1 protein-coding gene is annotated in these 16,924 nt (G+C 74.0%); it reads left to right on the plus strand.

The window, feature by feature from the left end:
- The first annotated feature begins 4 nt into the window (after nucleotides 1-4).
- Nucleotides 5-16,861, plus strand: a complete 16,857-nt coding sequence (locus tag E0500_RS29065) for a type I polyketide synthase (RefSeq protein ID WP_181587180.1) — start codon at nucleotides 5-7, stop codon at nucleotides 16,859-16,861.
- The last annotated feature ends 63 nt before the right edge of the window (nucleotides 16,862-16,924 follow it).

The raw sequence follows: 16,924 nt of genomic DNA on the forward strand, positions 1-16,924 counted from the left end.
GGACATGACTGCATCCTCCGAAGAACTCGTCGAAGCCCTGCGCGAGTCCCTCAAGGAGAACGACCGGCTCTGGCAGCGCTACCAGGACCTCGTCACGGCGTCCCGCGAACCCGTCGCCGTAGTCGGCATGGGCTGCCGCTTCCCCGGCGGCGCCACCACGCCCGAGGCGCTGTGGGAGCTCGTCGCCGGCGAACGGGACGGCATCACACCCGTGCCCGAGGACCGCGGCTGGGACCTGAGCGCCCTAGGCGACACCGCCGCCGGCGGATTCCTCCACGACGCGCCCCTGTTCGACCCGGACCTCTTCGGCATCAGCCCGCGCGAGGCCCTCGCCATGGACCCGCAGCAGCGCCTGCTGCTGGAGACCTCCTGGGAAGCGCTGGAACGTGCCGGCCTCGACCCCACCTCGCTGCGCGGCTCCCGCACCGGCGTGTTCACCGGCGTCTCCGGCAACGGCTACGGCGGCCACCTCCACGAGGCCACCCCGGAGACCGAGGGGTATCTGCTCACCGGCAGCATCCCCAGCGTCGCCTCCGGCCGCGTCGCCTACGCCCTCGGCCTGGAAGGCCCCGCCGTCACCGTCGACACCGCCTGCTCCTCCGCGCTCGTCGCCCTGCACCTGGCCTGCCAGGCCCTGCGCTCCGGCGAATGCGACACGGCCCTCGCAGGTGGCGCCACCGTCATGGCCAACCCGGGCATGTTCCTGGAGTTCGCCCGCCAGGGCGGCCTCGCCGGCGACGGGCGCTGCAAGTCCTTCGCCGACGACGCCGACGGCACCGGCTGGTCCGAGGGCGCCGGCGTCCTCGTCCTCGAACGCCTCTCCGACGCCCAGCGACTCGGCCACCCGATCCTCGCCGTGATCCGCGGCTCCGCCGTCAACCAGGACGGCGCCTCCAACGGGCTCACCGCCCCCAACGGCCCCTCCCAGCAACGCGTCATCCGCCAGGCCCTGGACGCCGCCGCCCTCACCACCGCCGACGTCGACGCCGTCGAGGCGCACGGCACCGGCACCCGGCTCGGCGACCCCATCGAGGCCCAGGCCCTCATGGCCACCTACGGGCAGGACCGTACCGAACCCCTGTGGCTCGGCTCCGTGAAGTCCAACATCGGCCACACACAGTCCGCCGCGGGCGTCGCCGGCCTCATCAAGACCGTCATGTCGCTGCGGGCCGAACTCCTGCCCCGCTCCCTGCACTCCCATACCCGCTCCACCCGGGTCGACTGGACCGAGGGCGACATCCGCCTGCTCACCGAGTCCCACCCCTGGCCACGCGGCGAGCGCCCTCGCCGGGCCGGAGTCTCCGCCTTCGGCATCAGCGGCACCAACGCCCACGTCATCGTCGAGGAAGCCCCGACCCACGCCGACCCCGAGCCGCGCGCGGTAACCGCCCCGCCGGTCGTGCCCTGGGTGCTGTCCGCCCGCAGCCAGGACGCCCTGACCGGCCAGGCCGCCCGCCTCGCCGCCCACGACGCCGACCACACCGGGACGGGCCTGTCCCTCGTCACCGGCCGCGCCCGCCTCGACCACCGCGCCGTCGTCCTCGGCACCGGCCCCGACATCCTGCGCGAGCGCACCGCGGCCCTCGCCGCCGGCGACCCGTCCCCCGGGACGTTCAGAGGTACGGTCCTCGACGGCCGTACGGCATGGATGTTCACCGGCCAGGGCAGCCAACGCCCCGGCATGGGGCGGGAGTTGTACGACGCCCACCCGGTGTTCGCGGCCGTCCTGGACGTCGTCTGCGAAACCCTCGACGCCGCCCTCGCGGGCGCACCCGGCTTCGAACTCCCCGTTCGCGACGTCATGTTCGCCGCCGAAGGCACCCCCGAAGCCGCCCTCCTCGACCGCACCGGCTACGCCCAGACCGCCCTGTTCGCCCTCCAGACCGCCACCGCCGAACTGCTGCGCTCCTGGGACACCCGGCCCGATATCGTCCTGGGCCACTCCATCGGCGAATACGCCGCCGCCTACGTCGCCGGCGTGTTCGACCTCGCCGACGCGGCCCGCCTGGTCGCCGCCCGCGCCCGCGTCATGCAGGCCCTGCCCGAAGGCGGCGCCATGGCCGCCGTGGAGGCCGGCGAGGCCGAGATCGCGGACCTGCTCGACGACGCCGCGGCCACGATCGCCGCCGTCAACGGGCCCCGCGCGGTCGTCGTCTCCGGGACCGAGGACGCCGTCGAGGAGGTCATGGCCGCCGCCCGCGAACTGGGCCGACGCGTCACCCGGCTGCGCGTCTCGCACGCCTTCCACTCACCCCACATGGCCCCCGCCGTCGCCGACTTCACCCGCGTCGCCGAGACCGTCACCTTCCGCCCGCCGACGCTCGCCGCCGTCAGCACCGTCACCGGGACCCCCGTCACCGCCACCGACTGGGCCACCCCCGCCTACTGGGCCGACCAGATCGTCCGCCCCGTCCGCTTCCACGACGCCCTGACCACCGCCACCGACCGCCAGGCCGCGAGCCGCCTGCTGGAGATCGGCCCCGACCCGGTCCTCACCGGCCTCGCCCGCACGGCCGGCGACACCCCCGCCGCGTCCGTCCTGCGCAAGGGCACACCGGAACCCGAGTCGCTGCTCACCGCGCTGGCCGAGATGTACGTCCATGGGGCGGCCGTCGGCTGGGCCACCCTGTTCGAAGGCACCGGCGCACACCGCGTCGACCTGCCCACCTACGCCTTCCACCACCGGCGGTTCTGGCTACGGCCCACCCGCACCGTCACCGACGTCGGCCGCCTCGGCCTCGGCAGCGTCGGCCACCCCCTGCTCGGCGCCACCCTGCGCCCCGCAGGCACCGACACCGTCCTGCTCACCGCAGCCCTGTCAGCCGACGCCCACCCGTGGCTCGCCGAACACACGGTCGCCGGACGGGTCGTCGTTCCCGGCACCGCCCTCGTCGAACTCGCCGTGCAGGCAGGCGACCAGGCGGGCTGCGGCACCCTCACCGAACTCGCCCTGCACACCCCCCTTGTCCTGCCCGAGCACAGCACCGCACACCTCCAGATCGCCGTCGAACCCGCCGCGGCCGACGGCACCCGCGCCGTGCGCGTCCACGCCCGCCCCGACGGCGCATCCGCCGACGCGCCCTGGACGCTGCACGCGGCCGGCACCCTCGCCCCCGCAGGTCCCTCCCCTTCCTGGGACCTGCGGGCCTGGCCCCCCGCCGGAGCCGAACCACTCCCGCTGGAGGGCCTGTACGACCGGCTGGCCGCGGCCGGTCTCGCGTACGGCCCCGCGTTCCGCGGCCTCACCGCCGCCTGGCGGGACGGCGACGAGCTCCTCGTCGAGGCCGCCCTGCCGGACGGCGCCGGGGACGCCACGGCCTTCGGCCTGCACCCGGCGCTGCTCGACGCCGCCCTGCACGCCCTCGCCCTGCCGCGGGACACCCCCGACCGGGCCCGGCTGCCGTTCCTGTGGAGCGGCGTCCACCTGTACGCCTTCGGCGCCGCCACCCTTCGCGTCCGCCTCACCCGGCAGACCGACGACACCGTCGCCCTGTACGCCGCCGACGAGACCGGCGCGCCCGTCGCCGACGTCGAGGGCCTCGTCCTGCGCCCGCCGGCCGCCGTGAGCGACGACACTCCCCGCGCGGGCAGCCTCTTCCGGCTGGAGTGGACTCCGGAAACCCTTCCGTCGACCGACAGCGGGGAGGACACCGAACCCGCCCTGGCCGTACTCACCGACGACCTGTCCCCGTGGACCGCCGCCGACCCGGCGATCGTCCACGGCACCACCCTCGACGCCCTCGCCGAGACGAACCCGGCGACGGTCCTCCTCCCGGTCGGCTCCGGCATGACCACCGACGTCGACGCCCTTGCCGCCGACGTCCTGGCCGCCGTCCACGCATGGCTCGCCGACGACCGCTTCGCGCACGCCCGCCTGGTGCCGGTCACCACCCGAGCTGCCGGCGACGACGCCACCGACCCCGTGGCCGCCGCCGTGTGGGGCCTGCTGCGCACCGCAGCGGGCGAACACCCCGGCCGCTTCGCCGTCGCGGACACCGACGGCACCGGCGAGGCCCTGCGCACCCTCCGCGCCGCACTGAGCACCCTCGACGCCGACCAACTCGTGGTCCGTGGCGAGCAGGTCCTGCTGCCACGCGTCACCCGCACCGCCGGACCGGCCGTCACCGAGCCCACCACCGCGGCCGATGAACCCACCCCCTGGCCGGAGACCGGAACCGTCCTCGTCACCGGAGGCACCGGCGGTCTGGGCGCGCTCCTCACCCGGCACCTGGTCGCCGAGCACGGCGTGCGCGACCTGCTGCTCATGTCCCGGCGTGGCCCCGAAGCGCCGGGAGCCGAGGACCTCGTCGCCGAACTCACCGCGGCCGGGGCCCGCGCCCGGGTCGTGGCCTGCGACGCCGCCGACCGGAGCGCGCTCGCCGCCGCCCTGGACGACGTACGGCTCAGCGGAGTGATCCACGCGGCCGGAGTGCTCGACGACGGCCTGCTCACCGACCTCACCTCCGACCGGCTCACCCGCGTACTCGCCGCCAAGGCGACCGCCGCCCTGAACCTGCACGAACTGACGGCCGATCAGGACCTGCACGCCTTCGTGCTGTTCTCCTCCGTCGCCGGCATCTTCGGCAACCCCGGCCAGGCCGCCTACGCCGCCGCCAACACCGTGCTGGACGCCCTCGCCACCGCCCGCCGGGCCCAGGGCCTGCCCGCACTGTCCCTGGCATGGGGCATGTGGGAGACGGCTGACGGCATGGGCGGCCGCACGGCCGAGGCGGACGTCGCACGCCTGCGCCGCCACGGCTTCCCGCCCCTGCCCACCGACGAGGCCCTCGCCCTCTTCGACACCGCACTGCGCACCGGGCACCCGCTCGCGCTGCCCTTCGCGCTCGACACCACGGCCCTCGCCGCGCACCGCGACACCGCCCCCGCGGTCCTGCACGGCCTGCTGCCCACCGCCCGCCGCCAGGCCGCCGTCGGCACCGACACGGGCAACGCCCTCGCCCGCCGCCTGCTCACCCTGCCCGGCGACGAACAGCACCGGCTGCTGCTCGACCTCGTCCGGACGGCGGTCGCCGGAGTCCTCGGCCACACCGGCACGGCAGCCGTCGAACCCACCCGCGCTTTCCAGGACCTCGGCTTCGACTCCCTGACCGCCGTCGACCTGCGCAACCGCCTCAAGACCGTCACCGGACTCCAACTCCCCGCCACCCTCGTCTTCGACCACCCCAGCCCGCTCGCCCTCACCGCTCAACTCCGCACCGAACTCCTCGGCGCGGCGGACCTCCCTGCCACCGCCGCCCGCACCACCGTCGGCGCCGACGAGCCGATCGCGATCGTGGGAATGGGGTGTCGCTTTCCCGGCGGGGTGGACTCGCCGGAGACACTGTGGGACCTGGTGGCGTCCGGCGGCGACGGCGTCTCGGGCTTCCCGACGGACCGCGGCTGGGACCTGACCGCCCTCCACGGCGACGGCCCCGGCAGCTCCGCCACACGCGAGGGCGGCTTCCTGTACGACGCGGCCGAGTTCGACGCGGAGCTGTTCGGGATCTCGCCGCGTGAGGCGCTGGCGATGGATCCGCAGCAGCGGCTGCTGCTGGAGACGTCGTGGGAGGCGTTGGAGCGGGCGGGGGTCGATCCGCTGTCGTTGCGCGGCTCGCGCACGGGTGTGTTCGCGGGCCTGATGTACCACGACTACGCCTCCCGGCTGCCGGCGACGCCGGACGAGGTCGAGGGGCTGCTCGCGAACGGTAACGCGGGCAGTGTCTTCTCCGGGCGTGTCTCCTACGTGTTCGGGTTCGAGGGCCCGGCGGTGACGGTGGACACGGCGTGTTCGTCGTCGCTGGTGGCTCTGCATCTGGCGTGCCAGTCGCTCAGGTCGGGGGAGTGCGACACGGCACTGGCGGGCGGTGTCACCGTCATGGCCTCGCCGACGACCTTCGTGGAGTTCTCCCGGCAGGGCGGGCTGGCGTCGGACGGCCGGTGCAAGGCGTTCGCGGAGTCGGCGGACGGCACGGGGTGGTCGGAGGGTGCGGGTGTGCTGGTGCTGATGCGGCTGAGTGAGGCGCGTCGGCGGGGGCGGCCGGTGCTGGCGGTGGTGCGGGGTACGGCGGTCAACCAGGATGGTGCGTCCAATGGTCTGACCGCGCCCAATGGTCCGTCCCAGCAGCGGGTGATCCGTCAGGCTCTCGCGAACGCCGGTGTGTCACCGGCCGAGGTGGACGTGGTCGAGGCGCATGGCACCGGTACCCGGCTCGGCGATCCCATCGAGGCCCAGGCCCTCCTCGCCACCTACGGGCAGGCACGCGACGGTGGCGGTGAGCCGGTGTGGCTGGGGTCCGTGAAGTCCAACCTCGGACACACACAGGCAGCCGCAGGCGCGGCTGGTGTGATGAAGATGGTGATGGCGCTGCGTGCCGAACGCCTGCCGCGCACTCTGCACGCGGAGCTGCCGTCCTCCCACGTGGACTGGGAGTCGGGTGTGGTGCGGCTGCTGACCGAGGAGCGGTCCTGGCCGCGGGGCGGGCGTCCGCGTCGGGCGGGTGTGTCGTCGTTCGGCATCAGCGGCACCAACGCCCACGTCGTCATCGAAGAGGCCCCGGCCCCGCGCCCCGCAGCCTCGCCGCGACCGGAGCACCCGCTGCCGACGGTGCCGTGGGTGGTCTCGGCCCGCTCGGCCGAGGCACTGCGCACCCAACTCGCCCAACTGGCCCCCATGGACACGGACCCACTGGACACCGGCCTGTCCCTCGCCACGACACGGGCGGTGCTGGAACACCGTGCAGTCCTGCTCGGCCCCGACCTGGACGCCCTGCGCGCGCAGCTCGCCGAGCCCGGCATTACCGGGTCCGTCACCGACGGCCGTACGGCATGGATGTTCACCGGCCAGGGCAGCCAACGGGTGGGCATGGGACGGGAGCTGTACGGCACCCACCCCGCGTTCGCTGCCGCGCTGGACGAGGTGTGCGGGCTGCTGGACTCACGGCTCGGCTTCGACCGGCCCCTCAAGGACGCCTTGTTCGCGGACGACGCCGGTCTGCTGGACAGCACCGGATACGCGCAGCCGGCGCTGTTCGCGTTGCAGGTGGCGCTCGTAGCGCAGCTGCGGTCCTGGGGGATGGCCCCGGAGGCCGTACTGGGCCACTCGGTGGGCGAGTTCGCCGCCGCGTACACGGCCGGAGTCTTCGAACTGCCCGACGCGGTACGGCTGGTCGCGGCCCGCGCCCGCCTGATGCAGGCGCTGCCCGAGGGCGGCGCCATGGCCGCCGTGGAGGCTACCGAGGCAGACCTGTCCGGCCGGCTTCCGGACGGCGCGGTGCTCGCGGCCGTCAACGCACCCACGGCAGTGGTCGTCTCGGGCACCGGGCCCGCCGTGGACGCGGTGGTCGAGCAGGCCCGCGAGGAAGGCCGCCGGGCGACCCGTCTGCGTGTGTCGCACGCGTTCCACTCACCGCTGATGGAGCCCGTCCTCGCCGAGTTCACCGAGGTCGCGGCCGAGATCACCTACCGCACGCCGCAGGTCTCCGCGGTGAGCAGCGTGACCGGCGCCCCGCTGGCCGAGGACGAGTGGACGACTCCCGCCTACTGGGCCGACCAGATCGTCCGCCCCGTGCGCTTCCACGACGCCTTCACCGCGGCCCGTGCCCAGGGCGCCGGCCGCTTCCTGGAGATCGGCCCCGACCCCGTCCTGACCGCGCTCGCCGGTGACGTACCCGCCGCCGCGACCCTGCGCCGGGACCGCCCCGAAGCGGAGACCCTGCTGCGGGCCGTCGCCGAGCTCTTCGTCCGCGGCACCCCGGTCGACTGGGCCGCCGTCTTCGCCGGGACGGGCGCGCGTGAGGTGCCCCTGCCGACGTACGCCTTCCAGCGCCGCCGCTACTGGCTCGACGCGCCGCGCGCCACTGTGGCCGCCGGTGACCTCGGCCTCGGCGTCACCGGACACCCGCTGCTCGGCGCAGCCGTGCCCGTCGCCGGATCGGACGCCGTCCTGCTCACGGCCCGGCTGTCCACCGCCGACCAGCCCTGGCTCGCCGACCACGCCGTGGCGGGCTCGGTCATCCTGCCGGGCACCGCCGTGCTCGAACTGGCGCTGGCCGCCGGAGAGCGCGTCGGACTCGACCGCGTCGACGAACTCACCCTCCACGCCCCGCTCGTCCTCCCCGACACGAGCGCGATACAGATCCAGCTCGGCGTCGAGGCCCCCGGCACCGACGGCCGCCGACAGCTGTACGTCTACGGCCGCCCCGAAACCGCCACCGACGCATCCTGGACGGTGCACGCCTCCGGCGTCCTGGCCGCGAGCGAGCCCTCGGACGAGGTGTGGGACCTGCGGGCCTGGCCCCCAGAGGGCGCCGAACCCGTCGAACTGGACGGCCTGTACGAGAGGTTGGGAACGGCCGGACTGTCGTACGGTCCGGCGTTCCGCGGCCTGGAACAGGTCTGGCGCGTCGGCGAGGACTGGTTCGTCCAGGCCGCGCTGCCCGAATCCGTGGCGGGTGGCGCCGACGGATTCGGAGTCCACCCCGCCCTGCTGGATGCCGTCCTGCACACCCTGGGGCTCTGGGAGCGCGAGGACGCGGGCGCGCTGCTGCCGTTCCTGTGGTCCGGCGTCGAGCTGTCGGCCGTCGGCGCCGACGCCCTCCGGGTGCGGATCTCACGCCGCGGCGACGACACCGTCACGCTGCACGTGGCCGACCCGACCGGGGAACCGGTCGCCCGCGCCGAAGGCCTGACCGTACGGCCACTGTCGCCCGGCGCGCTCACCACCGCCGACAGTGCCGTCCGTGACAGCCTGTTCCGCGTCGACTGGCGGCCCCTGCCCAATACGGGGACGGCCGCGACGACTGCGACGACCGTGACCTGGACGGTGCTCGGCGACCCCGAGCCCCTGCCCGATTCCCCCGCCCGCGTCCACGCCGACCTCGACGCCCTCACCTCGGCACTCGACGCCGGGGACACGGCGCCGCACACGGTCTTCGCCCCCGTCGCCACGAACGACCGCTCCCTCACCGACGTGGCCTCCGCCACCCTCGCGCTCGTCCAGGGCTGGCTCGCCGAACCCCGCCTCGCGGGCTCCCACCTGGTGTTCGTCACTTCCCGAGCCGTCAGCGACGATGTCACCGACCTCGCCGGCGCGACCGTCTGGGGCCTGGTCCGCTCGGCGTCCGGTGAGAACCCGGGCCGCTTCCGGCTCGCGGACCTCGACGGTTCGCCTGAGTCCTACCGGGCCCTGGCCGACTGCCCCGACCTGCCCGAACTGCTCGTCCGCCAGGGCGTTGTCCGTGTCCCGCGCCTCGTCCGGGCGGTCACCGACGACGTGCTGCTGCCGCCCGCCGGATCGAGCGACGGGTGGCGGATGGACGTCGTCGCCCAGGGGCGCCTCAACGGCGTCGCACTCGTTCCGGAGGACCGACGGCCCCTGGAATCCGGCGAGGTACGGGTCGCGGTGCGGGCAGCGGGGGTGAACTTCCGTGACGTACTGAACGTCCTCGGGATGTATCCGGGTGACCCCGGCCGGCTCGGACACGAGGGTGCCGGTGTGGTCGTCGAGGTCGGCGCGGAGGTGACCGGCCTGGCGGTCGGTGATCGGGTGATGGGTCTGCTGGACGGGGCGTTCGGCCCGCTGGCCGTCACTGATGCCCGGTTGTTGGCGCGGGTGCCGGATGGCTGGTCGTTCGAGCAGGCGGCGTCCGTGCCGATCGTGTTCCTGACCGCGTACTACGCCCTGGTGGACCTGGCCGGGCTGCGGGCGGGGGAGTCGGTGCTGATTCACGCCGCGGCCGGTGGTGTCGGCGTGGCCGCTGTGCAACTGGCCCAGCACCTGGGCGGCGAGGTCCACGCGACGGCGAGCGAGCCGAAGTGGCCGGTCGTGCGTGAGTTGGGGGTGGCGCAGGAGCGGATCGCCTCGTCCCGTACGACGGAGTTCGAGGAGCGGTTCCAGCCGGGCGTGGATGTGGTGTTGGACTCGCTGGCCGGTGAGTTCGTGGACGCCTCACTACGGCTGGTGCGTTCCGGTGGCCGCTTCGTGGAGATGGGCAAGACCGATGTTCGCGATGCGAAGCAGGTGCGGGCCGAGTACGGAGTGTCGTACCGCTCCTTCGATCTGATGGACGCCGGTCCGGACCGGATCGCCGAGATGTTCGCGGCGCTGCTGGAGCTGTTCGAGCAGGGCGCCCTGCGGCCCGCCCCGGTCACCGCGTACGGGATCTCCCGGGCGCCGGAGGCACTGCGCCTGCTGGGGCAGGCCAAGCACGTCGGCAAGGTCGTCCTTTCGGTGCCGTCGCCGTGGAGTGGCGAGGGGGCGGTGTTGATCACGGGCGGGACGGGTGGTCTGGGTGCGGAAGTCGCCCGGCATCTGGTCACCGCTCACGGGGTGCGGGACCTGCTGCTGGTGTCCCGGCGCGGGCCCGAGGCCCCAGGTGCCTCCGAACTCAAGGCAGAACTTGAGCAGTTGGGTGCTCGTGTCTCGGTGGCCGCGTGCGATGCGGCTGATCGTGAGGCGCTGGCCGCCGTTCTCGACGGGGTCGAGCTGACTGGCGTGGTGCACGCGGCCGGCGTGCTCGACGACGGCCTCGTCACCGACCTCACCCCGGAGCGGCTGGCTCGCGTCCTGGCCGCCAAGGCGGACTCGGCCCGGCATCTGCACGAACTGACGCGTGGGCGGCGGCTGTCCGCGTTCGTGCTGTTCTCGTCGTTCGCCGGCGTGGTCGGCAACCCGGGCCAGGCGGCCTACGCCGCCGCGAACAACGCCCTGGACGCCCTCGCGGCAGCCCGCCGCGCCGAGGGACTGCCCGCGGTGTCGCTGGCGTGGGGCATGTGGGCGAACGCCGGCGGCATGGGCGGGACGCTGGACACGGCCGAGCTGGAGCGCATGGCCCGGCAGGGCTACCCCCCGCTGGAGACGGGCCACGGCCTCGCCCTGCTCGACGCCGCGCTGCTGCTCGACGAACCGACCGCCGTCCCCGTCGCCCTGCGCGTACCCGCGCTCGCCGAGGCCGGTCACCACACCCTGCCCGGTGTCCTGCACGATCTGGTCCCCGCCGGCCGGCGCCGTCGCGATGCCCGCCGCCCGCTCGGCACCGGAGACGGCGAACTCGCCGACCGGCTGCGCGGGTTGCGGCCCGACGAGCAGGACCGCCTGCTGCTCGACGCGGTGCGCGCCCAGGTCGCGGCGGTCCTCGGACACGCCTCGCCCGCACAGATCGACCCGGACCGCGCCTTCAAGGACCTCGGCTTCGACTCCCTCACCGCCGTCGACCTGCGCAACCGGCTGCGCACCGCCACCGGCATCGCCCTGCCCGCCACCCTCGTCTTCGACCACCCCACGCCCAGCGCCCTCGTCGCGCACCTCCGGACCCACCTGCTGGGCGACGACGACCCGACCGAGCCGGTCGGCACGATCCGTTCCGCCGCGCACCCCGACGCCGACGACCCCATCGCGATCGTGGGCCTCGGCTGCCGTTTCCCGGGCGGCACGGACTCGCCCGAAGCCCTGTGGGACCTGGTTGTCACCGGCAAGGACGCGATCACTCCGATCCCGTCCGACCGCGGCTGGGACACCCGTGCCCTCGACGGCATCGCGGCCGTCGGCGGCTTCGTCGCGGACGCCGGGGACTTCGACGCCGAGCTGTTCGGCATCTCCCCGCGCGAGGCCCTCGCGATGGATCCGCAGCAGCGGCTGCTGCTGGAGACCGCGTGGGAGGCGCTGGAGCGGGCGGGCATCGACCCGACCTCGCTGCGCGGCACGGCGACCGGTGTGTACGCGGGTGTCTCCGCCAACGGCTACGGCGGCCACCTCCACGAGACGACCGCCGAGACCGAGGGTTACCTGCTCACCGGCAGCACTCCCAGCGTCGCCTCCGGCCGACTGTCGTACCTGCTCGGCCTGGAGGGCCCGGCCGTCTCCGTGGACACCGCCTGCTCCTCCGCGCTCGTCGCCCTGCACCTGGCCTGCCAGGCCCTGCGCTCCGGCGAATGCGACATGGCTCTGGCCGGCGGCGCCACCGTCATGGCCAACCCGGGCATGTTCCTGGAGTTCGCCCGCCAGGGCGGCCTCGCCGGCGACGGGCGCTGCAAGTCCTTCGCCGACGACGCCGACGGCACCGGCTGGTCCGAGGGCGCGGGCATCATCGTCGTCGAACGCCTCTCCGACGCGCTCCGGGGCGGTCACCCCGTTCTGGCGGTGGTGCGCGGCAGCGCGATCAATCAGGACGGCGCGTCCAACGGGCTCACCGCCCCGAACGGTCCGTCGCAGCAGCGGGTGATCCGGCAGGCGCTGGTGAACGCCGGACTGTCACCGGCTGACGTCGACGCCGTCGAGGCGCACGGCACCGGCACTCGACTCGGCGATCCGATCGAGGCACAGGCCCTGCTCGCGACGTACGGACAGGCCAGGAGCGACGAGGATCCCCTGTGGCTCGGCTCGGTCAAGTCGAACATCAGCCACCCGCAGGCCGCGGCCGGCGTGGCGAGCGTGGTGAAGATGGTGATGGCGCTGCGGGAGGAGACCCTGCCGCGCACGCTGCACGCCGAGGAACCCTCGACACACGTCGACTGGGCTTCCGGGGCCGTACGGCTGCTGACGCGGGAGCGGGCCTGGCCGCGCGGTGACCGGCGGCGTCGGGCGGGCGTGTCGTCCTTCGGTATCAGCGGCACGAACGCCCACGTCATCCTTGAAGAGGCCCCGGCCGTCCAGGAGGCGGAGCAGGGAACGGTGACGTCTCCGCCGGTCGTCCCGTGGCCCGTGTCCGGCCGTGGCGCCCAGGCCCTGCGCGACCAGCTCGCGCGCCTCTCGCGGGACCTCGACGCAACGGAACCCGACCCGGTGGACGTCGGGCTGTCGCTGGCCACGACCCGCGCCGACCTGGAATACCGAGCGGTGGTCCTCGGTCGTGACGCCGGCGCGCTGCGGTCGGGGCTCGACGAGCCCACCGTGTCGGGCATCGTCACCGAGGGCCGAACAGCGTGGATGTTCACGGGCCAGGGCAGCCAGCGGCTCGGCATGGGACGTGAACTGCACGCCGCCTACCCGCGGTTCGCCCGCGCCTTCGACGAGACCATCGCGCTGCTGGAGGTCGAGCTGTCCGGCGCGGAGGGCTTCCCGCTCCCGCTGCGCGACGTGCTGTTCGCGGACGAGGGCTCCGAGGCCGCCGCTCTCCTCGACCGCACCGGTTACGCGCAGGCGGCCCTGTTCGCGGTCCAGGTCGCGTCGGTGGCGTTGCTGCGTGCGTGGGGTGTGGCGCCGGATGTGGTGTTGGGGCATTCGGTCGGTGAGTTCGCCGCCGCGTACACGGCCGGTGTCCTCGAACTGCCGGACGCGGTGCGGTTGGTGGCGGCTCGCGCACGCCTGATGCAGGGGCTGCCCGAGGGCGGCGCGATGGCCGCCGTCGAGGCCGACGAGGCGGAGATCGCCGAGCTGCTGACCATGGGGGATGTGTCGGTCGCCGTCGTCAATGGCCCGGCAGCCGTGGTGGTGTCGGGGAGCGAGGAAGGCGTCGAGCGGGTCATGGCGGGGGTGCGTGAACGCGGTCGCCGGGTCACCCGTCTGCGCGTGTCGCACGCCTTCCACTCGCCGCTCATGGAGCCGATGCTCGACGAGTTCGCCGCCATCGCCGAGCAGATCGACTACGGCACCCCGCGATGCACGGCCCTCAGCACCGTCAGCGGTGCGCCGCTCGCCGACGGCGACTGGACGAGCGCCGGGTACTGGGTGCGGCAGATCCGGCAGCCGGTCCGGTTCCACGAGGCCGCAACCGAGGCGGTCACGGCTGAAGGCGCCGTCCGACTGCTGGAGATCGGCCCCGATCCGGTACTGAGCAGCCTGGTCGGAGCCGGAGCCGGAGCCGGAGCCGGAGCCGGAGCCGGAGTCGGAGCCGGGGCCGGGGGCTCGGCGGTGTCCGTGCTACGCAAGGGCAGGCCCGAGGCCGAGACGTTCCTCGGCGCCGTGGCCGAGCTGTTCGTCCGGGGCGCCGACGTCGACTGGGCCGCCGTCCTCGCCGGATCCGGAGCCCGCAACGTCCCGCTGCCGACGTACGCCTTCCAGCGGCAGCGGTACTGGCTGCGACCCAGCCGCTCCAACGCCGCCGCCGACAGCCTCGGCCTCGGCAGCCCCGGGCATCCGCTGCTCGGCGCGGCGCTGTCCGTCGCCGGGTCGGACACCCTGCTGCTCACCTCACGGCTGTCCGCCGACAGCCACCCCTGGCTGGCCGAGCACGTGGTCGCCGGACGTGTCGTCGTCCCCGGCACGGCTCTGCTCGAACTCGCCGTCCAGGCCGGTGACCGGGTCGGCCGCGACCATGTCGCCGACCTCACCCTGCACGCACCGCTCGTCCTCGCCGAAGGCGGCGCCGCACAGGTACAGATCTCCGTGGAATCGCCCGAGGCCGACGAGACCCGCGCCCTGCGCATCCACGCCCGCCCCGAGCACGCGACCGCCGACACTCCCTGGACCCTGCACGCCACCGCCACCCTCGCCACCCAACAGGCCGAGCCCGACTGGGACCTGCGCGCATGGCCGCCGGCCGACGCCGAACCGCTGCCGTTGGACGGCCTCCACGAGCGGCTGGCCACGGCCGGACTCGACTACGGCCCCACCTTCCGGGGACTGAGCCGCGCCTGGCGGCAGGGCGACGACCTCTACGCCGAGGCCGTACTGCCCGAGCCCGGCGCCACCGAGGCCACCGCCTACGCGGTGCACCCGGCGCTGCTGGACAGCGTCCTGCACGCGCTCGCCCTGCGCGCCGGGGGCGAGGACGGCGGCGAGGCCCTGCTGCCGTTCCTGTGGTCGGGCGTGTCCATCACGGCCGCCGGTGCCACGACCCTGCGCGCCCACCTCCACCCGACCGGCGACGGTGAAGTGGCCCTGCGCGTCGCCGACGCCGTCGGCACCCCCGTGGCCGCCGTCCGGTCCCTGCTGCTGCGCCCGGTGTCCGCCGCCGACCTGCGCACGCCGGCCGACGGCGATCACCTGTACCGCCTGGCCTGGGCACCCGTCGCCCACACTCCGGACCTCGACGAGCTCGCCCTCGGACAACGCCTGGTGCTGCTCTCACCGGACGCACGCGCCGAGGAACCGTGGACCGCCGCCGACGTCCCGATCACCCGGCACCACGACATCGATGCCCTCATCGCCGCCATCGACACGGGCGCAGAGGCGCCCGACGTGGTGATCGTTCCGGTATCGGGCATCGAGCGCGACGGCACCGCGTCCCGGCCGGAGACCACCATCAACTCTGGTGATGTCCTCAGCCCGATTGCTGGTCTCCTGGGGACCATGCGGACCTGCCTGGCGGACGAGCGCCTGACCGGAACGCGTCTGGTCGTCACGACCCACGACGCGGTCCCGGCCGGAGCCGCCCCGAGCCCGCACGACACCGACCTGACCGGCGCCGGCGCCTGGGGCCTGGTCCGGTCCGCGATCAGCGAGCACCCCGACCGGTTCCTCCTGGCCGACCTGGACGGCGACCCCACCTCCCACCGAACCCTCGCCCACCACCTCGCCCACGGCGAGGAACCCCAACTCGCCATTTGCGAAGGGAAGATCTGGCTCCCGTACCTGACAGCGATGGCCAACGACGGGCAGGTGCCGTCGCCGTGGAGTGGCGAGGGCACGGTGCTGATCACGGGTGGGACGGGTGGTCTGGGTGCGGAGGTCGCCCGGCATCTGGTCACCGGGCACGGGGTACGGGACTTGTTGCTCGTCTCCCGGCGCGGGGCCGGGGCTCCGGGTGCTGCCGAACTCGCTGCGGAACTTGAGGAGTTGGGTGCCCGTGTTCATGTGCGGGCGTGCGATGTCTCCGACCGTGCGGCACTGGCTGCCGTACTGGACGGGGTCGATCTGTCGGGTGTGGTGCATGCGGCGGGCGTGCTCGATGACGGTCTGATCGCCGACCTCACCGAGGAGCGGTTGGCCGGAGTGCTGAGGGCGAAGGCGGAATCGGCGCTGCTTCTACATGAGTTGACGGCTGGCCGTGAGCTGTCCGCCTTCGTTCTGTTCTCCTCGTTCGCGGGTGTGGTGGGCAATGCCGGTCAGGCCGCCTACTCCGCCGCGAACAACATCCTCGACGCCCTCGCGGCCACCCGCCGTGCCCAGGGACTACCCGCCGTGTCGCTGGCCTGGGGCATGTGGGCGCACGAGGACGGGATGGGCGGAACCCTGAGTGAGGCCGATGTGGAGCGGCTCGCGCGGCAGGGCTTCCAGACCCTGGAGACGGGTGAGGGGCTGGCCCTGCTGGATGCCGCGCTTGCTGTCGACGAGCCGAACGCCGTCCCCGTCGCCTTGCGTATCTCTGCGCTGGCGCGCGGTCAAGTGCCGTTCGTGCTGCGGGACCTGGTGCCGGCGACCGGACGGCGTTGGGAGGCGGCCGCTTCGAGCGGTGCCGCCGACAGCGGCGGCCTTGTGGAGCGGCTGCGCGGGCTGGGCTCGGTCGAACGGGACCGCATGGTGCTGGACGCGGTGCTGGCCGAGGTGGCCGGCGTGCTGGGGCATGCCTCGGCCGGATCGGTCGATGCGTCACGGGCGTTCAAGGAGCTGGGCTTCGACTCGCTCACGGCCGTCGATCTCCGTAACCGCCTGAAGACCGTGACCGGGTTGCAGCTGCCCGCCACCCTCATCTTCGACCACCCGACCGTGGCAGATCTCGCCGCCCGTCTGAGCACGGAGTTCGACCGTGCCGAGCGTGGCGCCGCGCCGAGCCTGTCCGATCTGGACCGGCTGGAGGCGGCCGTTCTCGCGATGGCCGAACAGGACGGAACGGTGCGCAAGGAACTGCGCGACCGACTGCGGGCCATGACGGCGCGCCTCGACGACGAACCGAGCACAGCAGGAACCGAGCAGGACAACGACGACATCGACTCCGCCTCGCTGGACTCGATGTTCGCGATCATCGATCGGGAACTCAAGGGCTGACGCCGGGCCTTGGCGTGCCCCTCAGGTGACAAAGGGACAGGATTCACGTGCCCACTGACGACA

Origin of the sequence: Streptomyces sp. KM273126, assembly GCF_004337435.2 — a bacterium.
GTDB classification, from domain to species: domain Bacteria; phylum Actinomycetota; class Actinomycetes; order Streptomycetales; family Streptomycetaceae; genus Streptomyces; species Streptomyces acidicola.

Excerpts from the sequence above, each read along its gene's own strand:
- E0500_RS29065 (WP_181587180.1), top strand. The coding sequence starts at position 5 with ATGACTGCATCCTCCGAAGAACTCGTCGAAGCCCTGCGCGAGTCCCTC.